The sequence below is a fragment of the Labrys sp. ALF-8 genome (genome assembly GCF_059699065.1).
This window is the reverse complement of sequence record NZ_AP048543.1, coordinates 229,066-242,501: the sequence shown is the minus strand read 5'-3', so window position 1 is coordinate 242,501 and position 13,436 is coordinate 229,066. Positions and strand designations below refer to the sequence as shown.

Annotated in this window: 16 protein-coding genes; 5 read left to right on the top strand and 11 right to left on the bottom strand. The window is 62.8% G+C overall.

From position 1 onward, the window contains the following. From AC6H34_RS34785 to AC6H34_RS34770, 4 genes are all read right to left on the bottom strand, one after another. A partial coding sequence (locus tag AC6H34_RS34785; RefSeq protein WP_497542194.1) for an NAD(P)H-binding protein occupies positions 1 to 394 on the bottom strand: 394 nt, incomplete at its 3' end. Between the two features lie 44 nt (positions 395 to 438). Then, entirely contained in the window at positions 439 to 1,269 is an 831-nt protein-coding gene (locus tag AC6H34_RS34780; protein ID WP_497542193.1) for an aldo/keto reductase, read from the bottom strand. Positions 1,270 to 1,340: 71 nt separating this feature from the next. After that, the gene (locus AC6H34_RS34775) at positions 1,341 to 2,222 is read right to left on the bottom strand and encodes an NmrA family NAD(P)-binding protein (protein ID WP_497542192.1); all 882 of its coding nucleotides are present in this window, start codon (positions 2,220 to 2,222) and stop codon (positions 1,341 to 1,343) included. A gap of 38 nt (positions 2,223 to 2,260) precedes the next feature. Then, positions 2,261 to 3,541, bottom strand: a complete 1,281-nt coding sequence (locus tag AC6H34_RS34770) for a serine hydrolase domain-containing protein (protein WP_497542191.1) — start codon at positions 3,539 to 3,541, stop codon at positions 2,261 to 2,263. A 171-nt stretch (positions 3,542 to 3,712) separates the two neighbouring features. Here AC6H34_RS34770 and AC6H34_RS34765 point away from each other — a divergent pair, with 171 nt between their 5' ends. The 5 genes from AC6H34_RS34765 to AC6H34_RS34745 all read left to right on the top strand — a co-directional run bounded on the left by AC6H34_RS34765 (position 3,713) and on the right by AC6H34_RS34745 (position 7,712). Beyond that, positions 3,713 to 4,633, top strand: a complete 921-nt coding sequence (locus AC6H34_RS34765) for a LysR family transcriptional regulator (protein WP_497542190.1) — start codon at positions 3,713 to 3,715, stop codon at positions 4,631 to 4,633. 527 nt (positions 4,634 to 5,160) lie between these two features. Next, positions 5,161 to 5,535: a barstar family protein gene (locus AC6H34_RS34760; RefSeq protein ID WP_497542189.1), complete on the top strand. Its 375-nt coding sequence runs from the start codon at positions 5,161 to 5,163 to the stop codon at positions 5,533 to 5,535. Between the two features lie 461 nt (positions 5,536 to 5,996). After that, positions 5,997 to 6,269: an antitoxin gene (locus tag AC6H34_RS34755; protein ID WP_497542188.1), complete on the top strand. Its 273-nt coding sequence runs from the start codon at positions 5,997 to 5,999 to the stop codon at positions 6,267 to 6,269. After that, on the top strand, positions 6,266 to 6,664 hold the full coding sequence (locus tag AC6H34_RS34750) for a type II toxin-antitoxin system VapC family toxin (protein WP_497542187.1): 399 nt from the start codon (positions 6,266 to 6,268) through the stop codon (positions 6,662 to 6,664). Before AC6H34_RS34755 ends, AC6H34_RS34750 begins: the two co-directional genes overlap by 4 nt. Positions 6,665 to 7,151: 487 nt before the next feature. Further along, positions 7,152 to 7,712 carry a L,D-transpeptidase gene (locus tag AC6H34_RS34745; protein WP_497542202.1) on the top strand — a complete coding sequence of 187 codons (561 nt, stop codon included), beginning with the start codon at positions 7,152 to 7,154 and terminating at the stop codon, positions 7,710 to 7,712. A 37-nt stretch (positions 7,713 to 7,749) separates the two neighbouring features. Here AC6H34_RS34745 and AC6H34_RS34740 read toward each other — a convergent pair whose 3' ends face one another. From AC6H34_RS34740 to gspG, 7 genes are read right to left on the bottom strand one after another with little or no spacing between them, the layout of a single operon-like run. Continuing rightward, positions 7,750 to 8,244 (bottom strand): prepilin peptidase, encoded by a 495-nt coding sequence (locus AC6H34_RS34740; RefSeq protein WP_497542186.1) that lies wholly within the window; start codon positions 8,242 to 8,244, stop codon positions 7,750 to 7,752. 36 nt (positions 8,245 to 8,280) lie between these two features. Further along, positions 8,281 to 8,928, bottom strand: coding sequence for a prepilin-type N-terminal cleavage/methylation domain-containing protein (locus tag AC6H34_RS34735; RefSeq protein WP_497542185.1), 648 nt, complete (start codon positions 8,926 to 8,928; stop codon positions 8,281 to 8,283). Next, positions 8,925 to 9,389 carry a pilus assembly FimT family protein gene (locus tag AC6H34_RS34730; protein WP_497542184.1) on the bottom strand — a complete coding sequence of 155 codons (465 nt, stop codon included), beginning with the start codon at positions 9,387 to 9,389 and terminating at the stop codon, positions 8,925 to 8,927. The genes AC6H34_RS34735 and AC6H34_RS34730 overlap by 4 nt, the downstream gene beginning before the upstream one ends. Beyond that, positions 9,386 to 9,898, bottom strand: coding sequence for a GspH/FimT family pseudopilin (locus AC6H34_RS34725; RefSeq protein ID WP_497542183.1), 513 nt, complete (start codon positions 9,896 to 9,898; stop codon positions 9,386 to 9,388). Before AC6H34_RS34725 ends, AC6H34_RS34730 begins: the two co-directional genes overlap by 4 nt. Continuing rightward, positions 9,895 to 11,139: a type II secretion system F family protein gene (locus tag AC6H34_RS34720; protein ID WP_497542182.1), complete on the bottom strand. Its 1,245-nt coding sequence runs from the start codon at positions 11,137 to 11,139 to the stop codon at positions 9,895 to 9,897. Before AC6H34_RS34720 ends, AC6H34_RS34725 begins: the two co-directional genes overlap by 4 nt. Further along, positions 11,136 to 12,869, bottom strand: a complete 1,734-nt coding sequence (locus AC6H34_RS34715) for a GspE/PulE family protein (protein WP_497542181.1) — start codon at positions 12,867 to 12,869, stop codon at positions 11,136 to 11,138. The genes AC6H34_RS34720 and AC6H34_RS34715 overlap by 4 nt, the downstream gene beginning before the upstream one ends. Before the next feature lie 30 nt (positions 12,870 to 12,899). Further along, on the bottom strand, positions 12,900 to 13,358 hold the full coding sequence (gene gspG, locus AC6H34_RS34710; RefSeq protein ID WP_497542180.1) for a type II secretion system major pseudopilin GspG: 459 nt from the start codon (positions 13,356 to 13,358) through the stop codon (positions 12,900 to 12,902). Positions 13,359 to 13,436 lie beyond the last annotated feature (78 nt).

The window sequence follows — 13,436 nt, the reverse complement described above, 5'->3', positions numbered from 1 at the left end:
TGCCGCTTGCGGCGATCAACGCTTCGGTCTGGCGATGCTCCTCTGCCAGTTCGAGCGACGAGGTGTCGGCGTGCAGAACGCTGGTATAGGCAATCCGCGAAACACCGGCACGCTTTGCCGCCTCGATGACGTTGCGGTGCCGGGCGACACGTCCACCGACCGCGCTGGAAGAAATCAGCAGCAGGTGGTCGATGCCTGCAAAGGCGAGGTTGAGCGTCTCCGGGCGATCGTAGTCGCCCTGGTGGACGTCGACGCCCGCGGGAAAGGACGTGGCGGCCGGATCGCGGACCATCGCGGCGATGGCCTTCGCGCCGACGCGGCGGGCAAGCTCTGCGATCACCAATTGGCCGAGCCGGCCATTGGCGCCGGTGACGAGATAACGGGGCATGGACATGATAAACTCCTTATCGGAAATGAGGTTATCGAGATGACGCCGTGCTATCCTGCGGTGGCGTCCCATTCCGGCGCGAAGGGAGGACGCACGTAACGCTGGTTCTTCGGCAGGGCGGCGATGGCCGCGCGGTCGTCATCGTCGAGACGGATCGCGAGGGCGTCGAGATTGGCTTTCTGGCTTTCGCGACGCGCGGCCTTCGGGATCACGATGACGCTCTCCTGGTCCAACAGCCAGGCGACGGCGATCTGCGCGGCACTGGCGCCATGCTTGCAGCCGAGGTCGGCGAGCACCGTATCGTTGGCGGCGCGCCCCTGAGCGAGCGGCGCATAGGCGGTCAATGGAATACCCCTGCCGCGCAGATAGGCCAGCATCGGCGCCTGCGACAGGAAGGGGTGATATTCGAGCTGGACGCTGGCGATGGGGACGCCGATCTCCTCCACCGCACGGCGGATCATCGGCACATTGAAGTTGCACACGCCAATGGCACGCGTCAGGCCGCGCTCCTTCAGCGCCACAAGCGCCTCCAGCGTCGCCCCCATGTCCATGTCCCGCGACGGCCAGTGGATCATGTAGAGATCAACATGATCGAGCCGCAGCTTGCGCAAGCTGGTATCGAGGGCGCGGTAAAGCGCATCCGGGCCGAGCTGGTCGTGCCAGACCTTTGTGGTTATGAACAATTCGTTCCGGTCGACGCCGGATGCCGCCACGGCCGCGCCGACCGCAGCCTCGTTCTCATACATAGCGGCGGTGTCGATATGCCGATAGCCGAGTGCGATCGCGCTCTCGACTACCGGCTGGGCATCTGCACCGGGCATGCGGAATGTGCCGAAGCCAAGGCGCGGGATGGCGACGCCCTGTGTGATGATGCTGTCCATGATGATGTCCTTTCGCGAATGCCGTGCCGGCGGCGTACCGCCCGGCCTTGGAGGGCGTCGCTTGATCCGTGTCAGGCGGCGGTCCTGGCCTGGCTGGCGTTGACAAGCTCGGCGATGACGCTCTGCAGCGTCGTCGTGCTCTTCACGGCCGACCCGCCTTCATCGCGAAATGCGATCCAGCCCTCGTTGAAGCCGTCGAGCATGCGGATGCGAGGCAGCGGATTGCGCGCGCCGTGGTGGCGGAAAATCTGTTCCCAGTTCTCGCGCGGCACGATCTCGACCCGGACGGGACGATCCAGCGCCTCGGCGAAGGCCCGGGCGAGGTCATTCGGCGAGACACGGGCCGGGCCCTCCAGCCCGACGATCCGGGTTCCGCTCCAGTCCTCGCACAGCAGCTTAGCGGCGGCGCGGCCGACATCCTGTGTCGCGACCATTGGAAATGGTTTGTCAGCCGGTTGAAGGAAGCTGTACAGCACGCCTTCGTCGCGCGCCGAGGGGATGTCCCACTGGGCATTCTCCATGAACCAGCCGGGCCGCAGGAAGGTGACCGGCAGGCCGATGCCGCCAAGCGCCTTCTCCAGGAGCGTGCGCTGGGTGAGCAGGTTCTCGTGCGGCGCATCGGCGCCGATCGTCGACAGGCACACAACCCTGGCAGGGTGCGCCTCGACGAGTGCCGCGCTCACGGCATCGATCACGCGTCTTGCTTCGGGAAAGCCCGGCTCCGGGTCGAACTCCGACGGCGGTAGGATGAAGACACCCTCGGCACCTTTGAAGGCCGACGCGAGACTTTCTGCATCGTCCATCTCGGCGAAGGCGACATCGCAGCCGAGTGCTCTCCATTCCGCCGCCTTTGCGGCATCGCGCAGGATGGCGCGAACGGGGAGTTTGTCGGCCAGAAGGTTGCGGGCGAGCGCGCCGCCGACTTTGCCGGTGATTCCGGTGATTGCGTACATGATGGTTTCTCCAAAAGGATCGATGTTGAATGCGCCTGTCAGGCGAGGCTGGCGTAGAGCTCGCGCTCGAACGCGCCGTAGAGGGCGACGACCCGCTCGTCGTAGAAGGGCAGTATCTGGGTGAAGAGCGCGCCGGTGACGTGCTTCACCGGGTCGAGCCAGAAGTAGCAGTTGAGCAGGCCGGCCCAGGAGACGCTGCCGGCAGAGCGTCCGTTCGGTCCTGCTTGCGTGTTGATGTCGAAGGACAGGCCCCATTTGTGCGGCTGGCCGGGGAACTGGTCAAAGCTGCGCGAGAACGACGGCTGCGCCGAGCGCATCTCGTGAACGTTCAACTCGCCGATCTGGTTCTGCATCATCATGGCGACCGTTTCCGGCCGCAGGATGCGCACGCCATTGAGCGCGCCGCCGTTCAGCAGAGCCTGCAGGAAGGCCATGTAGTCGCGGGGCGTCGAGAAGGCGCCGCCGCCACCCATGAAGAACTCAGGCCTCTGCGGCATCTCGAACGGCGCCGACTCCAGCCCGCCATCGGCACGGCGGCTGTGGAAGCTGGCGACGCGCCGCTTCTGCTGCGAGCCGATGAGGAAGCCCGAATCTTTCATGCCGAGCGGCGCGAAGATGTTCTCGCGGAAATAGACCTCGAGCGACTGGTCGGACACCGCCTCCACCAGCTTGCCGACCCAATCCATGCTGATGCCGTATTCCCAGCGTTCGCCCGGCTCGAATTCGAGCGGTGCGGTGAAGGCGGCGTTCTTGCAGGTCGCAATGTCGGGCATGCCCGTCACCTGCTCGTAGTGGGTGAGCGCCTCGCTCCAGATCGAATAGGTGTAGCCGGACGTGTGCGTCAGCAGATGGCGCACCTTGATGGCGCGCTTGGCCGGGCGCAGGCGCGGCGCGCCGTCCGCCCTGAAGCCATCGAGGATCTGCGGCGACGCGAGCTCCGGCAAGTATTTCGCCGCGTCGTCGTCGAGACCGATACGGCCCTGCTCGATCAACTGCATGCAGGCGGTGGCAGTGAAAGCTTTGGTCATCGACAGCAGCCAGAACACGGTGTCGATGGTCATCGGCGCACCTGTCGCCACGTTCGCCGTGCCGAAGGTCCCCTCGTAGACGATGCCATTCGCCGTGCGCGCCATCGCGACGACACCGGCGACATCGTGCCGGGAGACGCCGCCGCGCAAGGCAGCATCGATCGCTGCGGAATTACGCAACGAGGCAGCAGGTGCCGTCTCGGCCAAGGCGGGGCTGATCGCATCGAGAGCCAGAAAGGCCCCCAGCATGCTTCCATGCTGAAGCATGGTTCTGCGTGTTATCGGATTCATGGCTCACTCCTTTCCGGCTCGGGGGAGGACCGATTTGTTCGGCGGTTCGCCCCTGATGGCATTGCGATGCCGATGTTCTACGTCGGGCCTGGATGTGATTCACGCGCATTAATGTCAGTGCTATGGTGACTTCGATTCACTGAAGTTGTGGTACCGGTAAAGGAAGAAGGAATGGCTTTCGACACGCGACTGCTGACCGGCGTCGGCGTTCTGGCCGCCGTGACGGAGGCCGGGAATTTTGCCCGTGCGGCGGAGATGCTTGGGTTGACGCCTTCAGGCGTGAGCCGGGCCGTCGCGCGTCTCGAGGCGCGGGTCGGCGTGCGGCTCTTCGATCGCAATCCCCGGGAGGTGAGCCTTACCGAGGAAGGGCAACGGTTCAACGCGCAGGTGATGCCGCTCCTCGCGGGGCTCGACGAGGCGGCAGCCGAGGCCGCAGGCGCGGCGGCCATCGTGCGCGGCCGGCTGCGGGTGTCGGTGGACCCGTGGTTCGCGCGGATGGTGCTCGCGTCGAGGCTCCAACAGTTCCTCCTCCGCTATCCTCTGCTCTCGGTCGATTTCTCCACCAGCAACTACCGGGAGGAGATGATGGCTGGTATCGATGTGGCAGTGCGCTTCGGTCCGCCCGATGAGTCATCCCTCATCTCGCGCAAGCTTCTGGAGACGCCGATCCTAACCGTTGCGGCGCCGACCTATCTCGATCGGCACGGCACACCCCAATCGCCTCACGACCTCGTCCATCACGAGGCTCTTCAGTTCCGCGACCCGCAGACGGGCCTGCCCTTTCCCTGGGAGTTTCACCGCGACGGAGAAATCGTCGAGGTCAAGGTTTCAAGCCGACTGGTCCTGGACGATCCGTCGATGGCGATAACCGCCTGTGTGGCGGGCCAGGGCATTTTCCAGAGCCTCGCGATCGGCTTGGACCCGTTCGTGGAGCGTAGGGAACTCGTACCGATCCTCACGGAATGGTCGGAGGAGCTTTATCCACTCTACGCTTATCATCCTTCGCGCCATCTGCCGCCGGCGAAGGTTCGGGCGTTTCTGGATTTCATCCAGGAGGTCACCAGGGACGAAGCCTCGCCATGTCGTCATTGAGGCGCAACGCCACTGTGTGGATGGTGGGTCAGGCGCGATTCGAATACATATGTTGAAACAATCGGTTGAACTTCGGATACGTCATAATGAATGTCGGTTTTCGGAAGCGAGCCAGCGTGCTTTTGGCGTCCGAGGATGACGCACGAAGCGGCCATTAACGACGGACTATGCTAACCCTGCACAGAATCCGGAACGCGCCAGCAAAACCGCAAGTGACGCGAACTTTCTATTCGCCGATTGCCCCGCCGTCTCTACGCCTATTCACCGCAGTCCATTTATTCGGATGCTTTTTGTGCGGGAAACGGCGGTGTTTGGCGTTCTTAAATAGGGCAAATTTAGGGGTATTTGGCGCGCCGCACCGGGTGAAGATGACAACTTTGTCGACGCGATAGCCCTCTAAGGCCCTCCTCGGCGCAGATCGAGGAGACCTGTCCCATAAGTATTAGCCGATGCCACGCCCGACATGCTGGGTTGCGACTATGCAGGAAGGCCAACCGGATGCCCACGTCTCAACACGGGAGTGCGAGATGAAGCGCTTTATCGTCGATTGTGGCCGCGTTAGAACTTTTGGGGACTTCGTGACTGCGATGAATATCGGATTCATCGGTCCAATTGGGGGCGAGTGGAATGGAAATCTTGATGCCCTAAACGACTACTTATGGTGGCCACCAGACCTGCCCTACGAGCTTGAGTTCGTTGATCACGCACAATGTGCTCGGGCCCTCGATCATTCAGCAATGGCAGAGTGGCTAAAGCGCAAACTCGTGACTTGTCACCCGACAAATGTCCAACAAGTCCAAATTGACCTAGCCATCGCCGAAAGCGGTGAGGGAAAATCGCTCTTCGAACTCATTCGCAGCGTGGTAGTCGATGGTTCCCAGGTGCGACTTATATTGAATTGATCCGGACCATAGCATTTGTGGCCCTCGCCGGATGCGTACAACTGATCTGGGACTAGGTGCACTTGGTGGTGAGGCAGGGATAAGCGGCAAGCCTTTGACATCACTGGCAATTCGCATTTCGAAATTGAACACACCCCGCTATAGCCCGGATCGGATTCGCGGAAAATAAGCATTATGGAATTTTGTTTAGCCGGCTACCCAATGCAAAATGAACCCTCCATTGATGCTGATTGCTTGTCGACTCTGATGTGCTATTGCCTCGACCAAGCTGAGCACGACCTGCCCAGAGCGCTTGAGGCGGACACGATCGCCGCGCCTATCACTGCGCTGGAAAGATCGTCCTTCGAGGGCGGCGTCTAATTAGGGAGGAACAAGATGCGATCGAGAGCCAGTGTCAGGAGAGGCTTGCCGACACCCCTGTTTGCATATACAATGTGGCATATACAAAAAAGGTCCACGCCATGCCCGCCTTATCGACACGGTCCAGGCCGAAGGAAGCCAAGCTATTTCGCAACAACCGCAGTCAGGCCGTTCGCATCCCCGTTGAATTTGAACTGCCTGGCGATCGTGTTTTGATCCACCGTGAAGGCACCAGGCTCATCATTGAACCCGTCACCAGGCCGAGCAACATTGTTGAACTGTTAGCCGAGTGGAGGAAGGAGCCGGTGCTTGAGGCAGAAGATCAGTTTCCGTCTGTCGAGGATATACCCGCGCGGCCGGAGGACATATTTTGAGCGGGTATCTGCTGGACACCAACATTATCAGTGATCTTATCCGCAACCCAATCGGATCGGCGGCTCGGCGCATCGAGGAGGTCGGACCAAAAGAGATCTTCACAAGCATCATTGTCGCCGCAGAGCTTCGCTATGGTTGCGCAAAGAAAGGATCGGCCAAGCTGCTGGCCAGGGTGCAAAGCGTGCTTGAAACGATCCCGGTGCTGCCCCTGGATATTCCGACTGACACCGAATACGGTGGCATTCGCGCCGAATTGGAAGCGGCTGGCCAGACTATTGGTATGAACGACCTGCTGATTGCGGCTCATGCATATGCGCTCGATTTGACACTGGTAACGGATAACACCCGCGAGTTTTCGCGCATACGAGCGTTGCGCGTAGAGAATTGGCTGTAGAGGTCAGGTTCCGGCCGTCTATTGGGGAGCATATTCGACGTGGCCCGCATTGAGAACGAGACAAAAAAGCCGACTGTGGCTATAGTCGTAGAATGGGACAATAAAGTCGTACCGGGAGGCGCTTTCTTCGCGCAAGTGTCGTTCCTGGCTCCAGATTGCGATCCAGACACATTCATTGAAAAGCCAAATTTTGTCGGACGCATTGGATCGATTGCATAGCAACATAACCCATTATGCCGATATTTCCCCTGACACTCGAAGGAAATCGCCGGAAGCACGGCGCCGCGAGAATTTTGCCGGTACCATCTGCTCGCCCTCCAGTTGAGGAACGCCGGTGGCTTTGACACATGTTGCGATCGGCAGGCGCGCGTTCTTGGTGGGTATCACCCTTTCCGCGCTGGTCTCTTCCTACGCCAGCGCGCGACGCCTGCCCCGGGCTCGCGGAGCGCGGGATGCCGAGTTGATCGGCGACGGTGAGGGTGAACGGCTGTGGGGCGAACGTATCTTCGATGAACCCCTCCAGGCTCATGATGAACCGGAAGGGGTAGCGGCCTCGCCAGTGCTGCCGGACGCCGGCACTCAGGACGACGCACTCGCCTCGCAGCAGGCCTCCGCCATTCCCCGTTCCGAGGTCGCCTATGATCGCTATGCGCCCAGGACGATCGTCGTCTCGACCCAGGAACGGCGGCTTTATCTCGTGGAGGGCGGTGGCCTGGCGCTTCGCTATGGCATCGCGGTCGGCAAGCAGGGCTTCCAATGGCAGGGACGCGAGGTGGTGAGCCAGAAGCGGGCCTGGCCCGACTGGTTTCCGCCGCCAGAGATGCTGCAGCGCCGGCCAGATTTGCCCAGGCGTATGAGTGGCGGGCTGAACAATCCTCTAGGTGCGCGGGCCTTGTATCTGGGGGATACGCTCTATCGCATCCACGGTACGAACGAGCCAGCCTCGATCGGCAAGTCCGTCTCCTCCGGATGTATCCGCATGGCCAACGCCGATATCATCGATCTCTACGAACGCGTTCCGATCGGGTCACCGGTCGTCGTCGAGTAGCGCGGAGCATTCGATCCCGCCAGGGAGCAGGCCCCTCTCACGGCAGCGCCAGGTCGTAGAAGGGTTGTTGTCCGATAATCTGAGGCAGAGCGACCCCGAGGAGGCCAAGACAGAGAAAGGGGCCGAAGGCGAGTCTCTGGGTCGGGCCCAAAGGTTTGCCCTGCAAGGATCGCACCAGGGCGAAGACAAGTGCTGAGAGCGAAGCGATCAGCAGAAGGGGAGCCAGGCCCTCGGGGCCCGTCCAGACACCGGCGGCCGCGAGTAGCTTGACATCGCCCAGGCCGAGGCCGTGATAGCTCCTCAGTCGGTAATATCCTTGGCGCAAGGCCCATGACCCCAGGCCGCCGACCAGCATGCCGAGGATCGAGGCTTGCAGGCCGATGGCAGGCAGCCAAGTGGCCGCCAGCACGCCACCGATCGCCAAGATGAGGTTCAAGGCATCGGGAATGATCATGAGCCGGAGGTCGATGACGGTGATGAAGCTGGAGACCGCCACGATGAAGAGGAGAGCCAGGATCGACGCTGACGACATGGGCACACGTATTTGAGGGCGGGGTTGGCAAGGCTGTCACGACGAGCCGTTGTGCAAGGCGATGGAGAGGTGCTGGCTTTGGGGCCTGCCACGAAGCTCGACGTCGAACTCGATTTCGACAAGAAAGGGAAGCCGATCCTGCCCAAGCCAGTCGCCATACCATTGCGGTGCCTGCCCGATTTGGCGAACGCCGAAGTAGCGTATGGCGAACCTGGAAGCCTTGCTCAGCAACACGACTGGCTCGCTCCAAGGGGCGGCCTGTCCCACAGGCCGGAACACCGCCGTGCGCGCCAGGAGCTGGCCGCCTTCGCCCGAGCCCGGCCGCGGTGCCTGCCATTGCAGGTTGACGAGGTTCAATCCCCCTCGAAGCGCGTAGCCCTCGCTCAGGCTGACGAAGGTGGCGTCCTGGCCATGCCCCTTGAACAGGAGGGCGGCGATGCCTCTTGTCTCATCTAACCCCGCGGCCGACTCGGCCTTGGCGATGAAGTCGGTCAGGCGTGCCACGCCCGCCTCGAACTGGCCTTGCTCGCCCGCATCGCGCTGAACATTCCAGACCTTGCTGGCAAATCGTACGCCGCCAATGGCAAAGGTCGCGAGCATCGTGGTGATGGCCAAGGCCGCTAGAAGCTCGATCAGCGTAAAGCCTTCGCGGGCACGAGCTCGAGGCAGAGGCGAGCGGTTCATCGCTGCATACGCGCCAGTTTGAAGGTGGTCAGGCTCATGGCGGGGGCGTCGCGATTGGCCTTTGGTGGCGAGACCGTCATTGTGATCCAATAGCCCGCCAAGGCCCCGCTTTGGCGGGCGGCGGCGGCCTTGATCTCGGCCTGCCAGGTATAGCCATCTTCCCATGTGCCGGAGCGCTGTCCAGGCACCAGGGGCTCGACGATGCCGATGCGATCGAGCTCGGACCGCGCCAAGGCCAGCGCATGGCGGCTGAGATCGGCGCGCCTGTCCTCCAGTAGGACCTGGGAGAAGGCCGCGAAGGTTATGGTCAGGAAGAGGGCGAGGATGGCGAAGGAGACCAGCGCCTCCACCAGTGTGAAGCCTTCGTTCCCGCGACTGCACCTAAATCTCGGCCCGTGATGCTCATGCTTCAAAATTCTTGCTCGATACCCACCCCGGCCATTCGCGACGGGCTCCCTCATCGCTTGGAACCCGTGCGGGCCTCCTGATTCAGGCCCGCGCCAAGCACCGTCCGGGCTTCGCCGTCAAGCCAATTGACCGATATGCGAGTATCGCGCTGATGAAGGGAGAGCACGACATCGCCGCCACTGGCGGTACCGTCCGGATAGAAGCGGATGCCGGCCTCCATCCCTCCCCGTTGTTCCTGCTTGGCCGCGACGAGGTGGATGCCGATGATGGGAGGGATATGGACGGGCTGATGCCCGGTCGCGGTGATGAGGCGTTTGTCGGTATCGATCATCACCAGGGTTGGCGCATTGCTGGCGATAGCCTCGGTCCTCGCCAATCGCATCATGCCGGCGATCTGGCGTGCCGCGGCCTCGATTTGCGGCCCGTCTGGCTTGTGGAGCAGGGAAGGAAGCGCCAGGCTCATGACCAGGCCGATGATCACCAGGGCGCACAAGGCTTCGATCAGGGTAAAACCCGCATTCGTTCGCCCCTGAAGGAGGGAGGATTTGCGGCTGCTCGTCATTGCACGGCGAGCTCGTTGATCGACATGATGGCGCTCATCACCGTGAAGATGAGGGTGCCAATCAGCCCCGCGATCATGAGGGTGAGCGCCGGCGTCAGCAGGGTCATCAGATTGTCGATCTGGCGTTGCGTCTGCTGCTCCAGACTGTCCGCCAGCCGGATCAGCATGCGATCGAGCTTACCCGCCTCCTCGCCAATGGCAATCATCTGCTGGGCGACCCGCGGTAGGGCGGCATGTTCGGCCAGCGCCTTGGCAAGGCCCCGGCCGTCGCGCAGATCTTCCAATGTGACCTCGAATCCCGCGCCCAGAAAGCGGTTGCGGACGACCTGACGCGCCGAGGCGAAGGCCGGCATCATCGGCACGCCAGAGCGCAGCAAGGTGCCCAGGGTACGGGCAAAACGGGCGACCTCGCGCTTGACCATCAGGGAGCCGATCAACGGCAGGTGGGTCAAGGTCCGGTCGAGCCACAGGCGCGCCGAGGCAACTCTGAGGCTCAGGGGAACGAGGATGACCATGCCCGCGAGCGCTAGCGCCAAGGCGAGAGTGATCGGCTGCCAGTTCGCCTGGAGCCAGACGATCCAGGCGATGAAGGTCGGGAGCTCCTTACCATTCTGGGCGAAGATCGGCGCGATGTTGGGAATGAGCACGTTCATGATGACGCCGATAGCGAACAGCGCCATCGTCACCAGCACCGCCGGATAGACCAGGGCCGACTTGATCTTGCCCGCCAGTTCTTGCCGGCGCTCCAACAGGCTGGCGAGTTCGCCGAGGACATGGCCCGTATTGCTGCCTGCCTCGCCGGCGCGAATGGTGTTGACGTAATCCGGTCCAAAACTGCGAGGATGTTCCCCCAAGGCCTCGGAGAGAAGGGCGCCATCCAGCACGGCATCCAACAGCGAGCGGCAGATGAGACGCATCGGGCCGGAAACGGTCTGGTCGCCGAGAATGCGCAAGCTGTCGTCGAGGGGAATGCCGGCCTCACTGAGGATGGCGAACTCGCGGGTAAAATCGCTGATCGCGCGGCTTGATGGGTTCTTGCCGCCGCCTCCGAAGGCAATATCCCGACGCCACCACGGCGTGGCATCTGCGCCGCCCTCGCGCTCGGCCTCGAAAGGAGTGAGGCCACGCGCCCAGATCTGTTCCATCGCCTGCTCGCTGGAGGGCGCCTCCACGCTGCCCTCTTCGATCTGGCCCAAGGCCGTGTAGGCGCGATAGCGATAGGAGGTCCGATCGGCGTTCATGCTTCAGCTCGGGTGATGCGCAGGACTTCCTCGATAGTGGTGGATCCCGACCAGACCTTGTGGAGCCCGTCCTCGAGCAGCGTGCTCATGCCTGATTGTCGCGCCGCTGCCTCCAGCTCGACGTCGGGCGCCCGGCCCAGGATCAGGGTCCTGAGGCGCTCATCGATCGGCATGAGCTCGACCAGGGCGAGGCGCCCGGAAAAGCCCGTACCGTGACAGGCCTCGCACCCCGTGGGCGAGAGGATGGCGGGAGAGCAAGTCACGTTCAAACCGCTGGGAGAAGCTCTGAGCTGCTTTTGGATCTCCCGGGCCCAGCTCTCCGCATTGGCGTGCGGGCGGGCGCAATGCCGGCACAGGCGACGGGTCAGGCGCTGGGCCAGGATGCCGTTGACGGTGGAGGCGATGAGGTAGTTCTCCGTCCCCATGTCAAGGAGGCGGGTGATGGTGGCGGCCGCGCTGTTGGTGTGCAGGGTGGAGAGCACCAGATGGCCAGTCAGCGAAGCCTGGATGGCGATGCGCGCGGTCTCGACGTCGCGGATCTCGCCGATCATGATGATATCGGGATCCTGGCGCAGGATCGAGCGCAGCGCGTGCGGGAAATCGAGGCCGATGCTGGCTTGCACCTGTACCTGGTTGATGCCGGCGAGCTGATACTCGATAGGATCCTCGACCGTGAAGATCTTGCTGTCCGGCCGGTTGAGCCCCTTGAGAGCGGCGTAGAGGGTGGTGGTCTTGCCCGATCCCGTCGGGCCCGTCACCAGCACGATGCCATTGGGTTGCCCGGTCAGCCGGCCGAGCTCGGCGATGTCGCGCCCCGAGAAGCCCAGCGCCTCGAAGTCGAGCTCCACCCTGGAACGATCGAGCACGCGCATGACGATGCTCTCGCCATAGATGGTCGGGATGGTGGAGACACGAAAGTCGATGTCGACGCCGCGCACGGCAAGCTTGATGCGGCCATCCTGCGGCAAGCGGCGCTCGGCGATATCGAGCTTGGCCATGATCTTGATGCGCGAGGTCACCGCCGCCCGCAGACCGGAGGGCAAGGACATGGCCCGCCGCAGGCTGCCATCGATACGATAGCGCACCGCCACATCACCAATGCCGGGCTCGATGTGAATATCGGAGGCGCGCGCCTCGACCGCCTCGCCGATCATCTGGTTGACCAGCCGGATGATCGGAGCCTCGTTGGCGATATCACGCAGCCTCTGGACGTCAAGCTCACTGGCATCGCCCGCCCGTGCGTCCGAGGCGCTGGCCCTGGCGCTCTCCTCCTCGGCGTAGAGCGACTGTACAACGCGCTCAAACTCGCTGGGGGCGATGATGAGGGTATTGACACTCAGCCCGCAGGCATATGCGAGGGCTTGTGCCGGCTCGGGATCGAGGGGATCGACCACGGCCACGCGAAGTGTCGTCTCATTGGCAGCGAGGGGGAGCACGCGGCGGGCGCGGACGAACCTCGCGCTGATCGTCTCGGGGAGCACAGGTTGCGCCGGCAAGTCAGGCGGCGCAACCGGCTCCAACCCAAGGGATCGGCATAGCGCCGTGGTCAGGGCGGCCTCGGACACCAGACCAAGCTTGGTGAGGACATGGTCGAAGCGCTCGCCCGATTGCACTGCCGCGCGTTCGGCCCGGGCGATATTGGAGGCTTCCACGATGCCGTCGCCAATCAGGATGGAGCTGAGCGTGGCGAAAATGCCGGCATGATCCTGAGTGATGGCGGTATCAGGCAAGGTGGATGATCTCCTTAGGAGGTCGAACGCCTAGGGTTGATCGCTGGAGATATTGTCGGCACCGCCATCCTGGCCGGACGGCCCGAGCGAGATGACATCATAGGGGCCGCGTGCTCCGGGCGCGTGATAGACATAGGCGCGCCCCCACGGGTCGGGCGGCACGCTGGTATCCTTGAGATAGGGCCCCCCCCAACTCGAGGCGTTGGCGGGCTTTTGCACGAGTGCCTGCAGCCCTTCGCTCGACGAGGGATAGCGGCCCATGTCGAGATAATAGAGATCGACGGCCCCCGACAGGGACTTGACCTGAAGGTGTGCCGCCTTCTCCTTGGAGGACGAGAGGTAGTTCAGCACGCGCGGCGCAACCAGACCCATGATCAGACCGATGATGACGAGGACCACGAGAACCTCGATCAGTGTGAAGCCCGCCTGGCTGTCAGAGGGGCGATCGCGTCGCCGGCCTCGAAGCGTCAATGTAAAACCACGCAGCATGTTGCTCGTCTCATAAAGTTTGGCACGTCTGCAAAGGCCCAGCCTTGTTGCGAGCCAAGGCGCGAAATTGCCTCGATA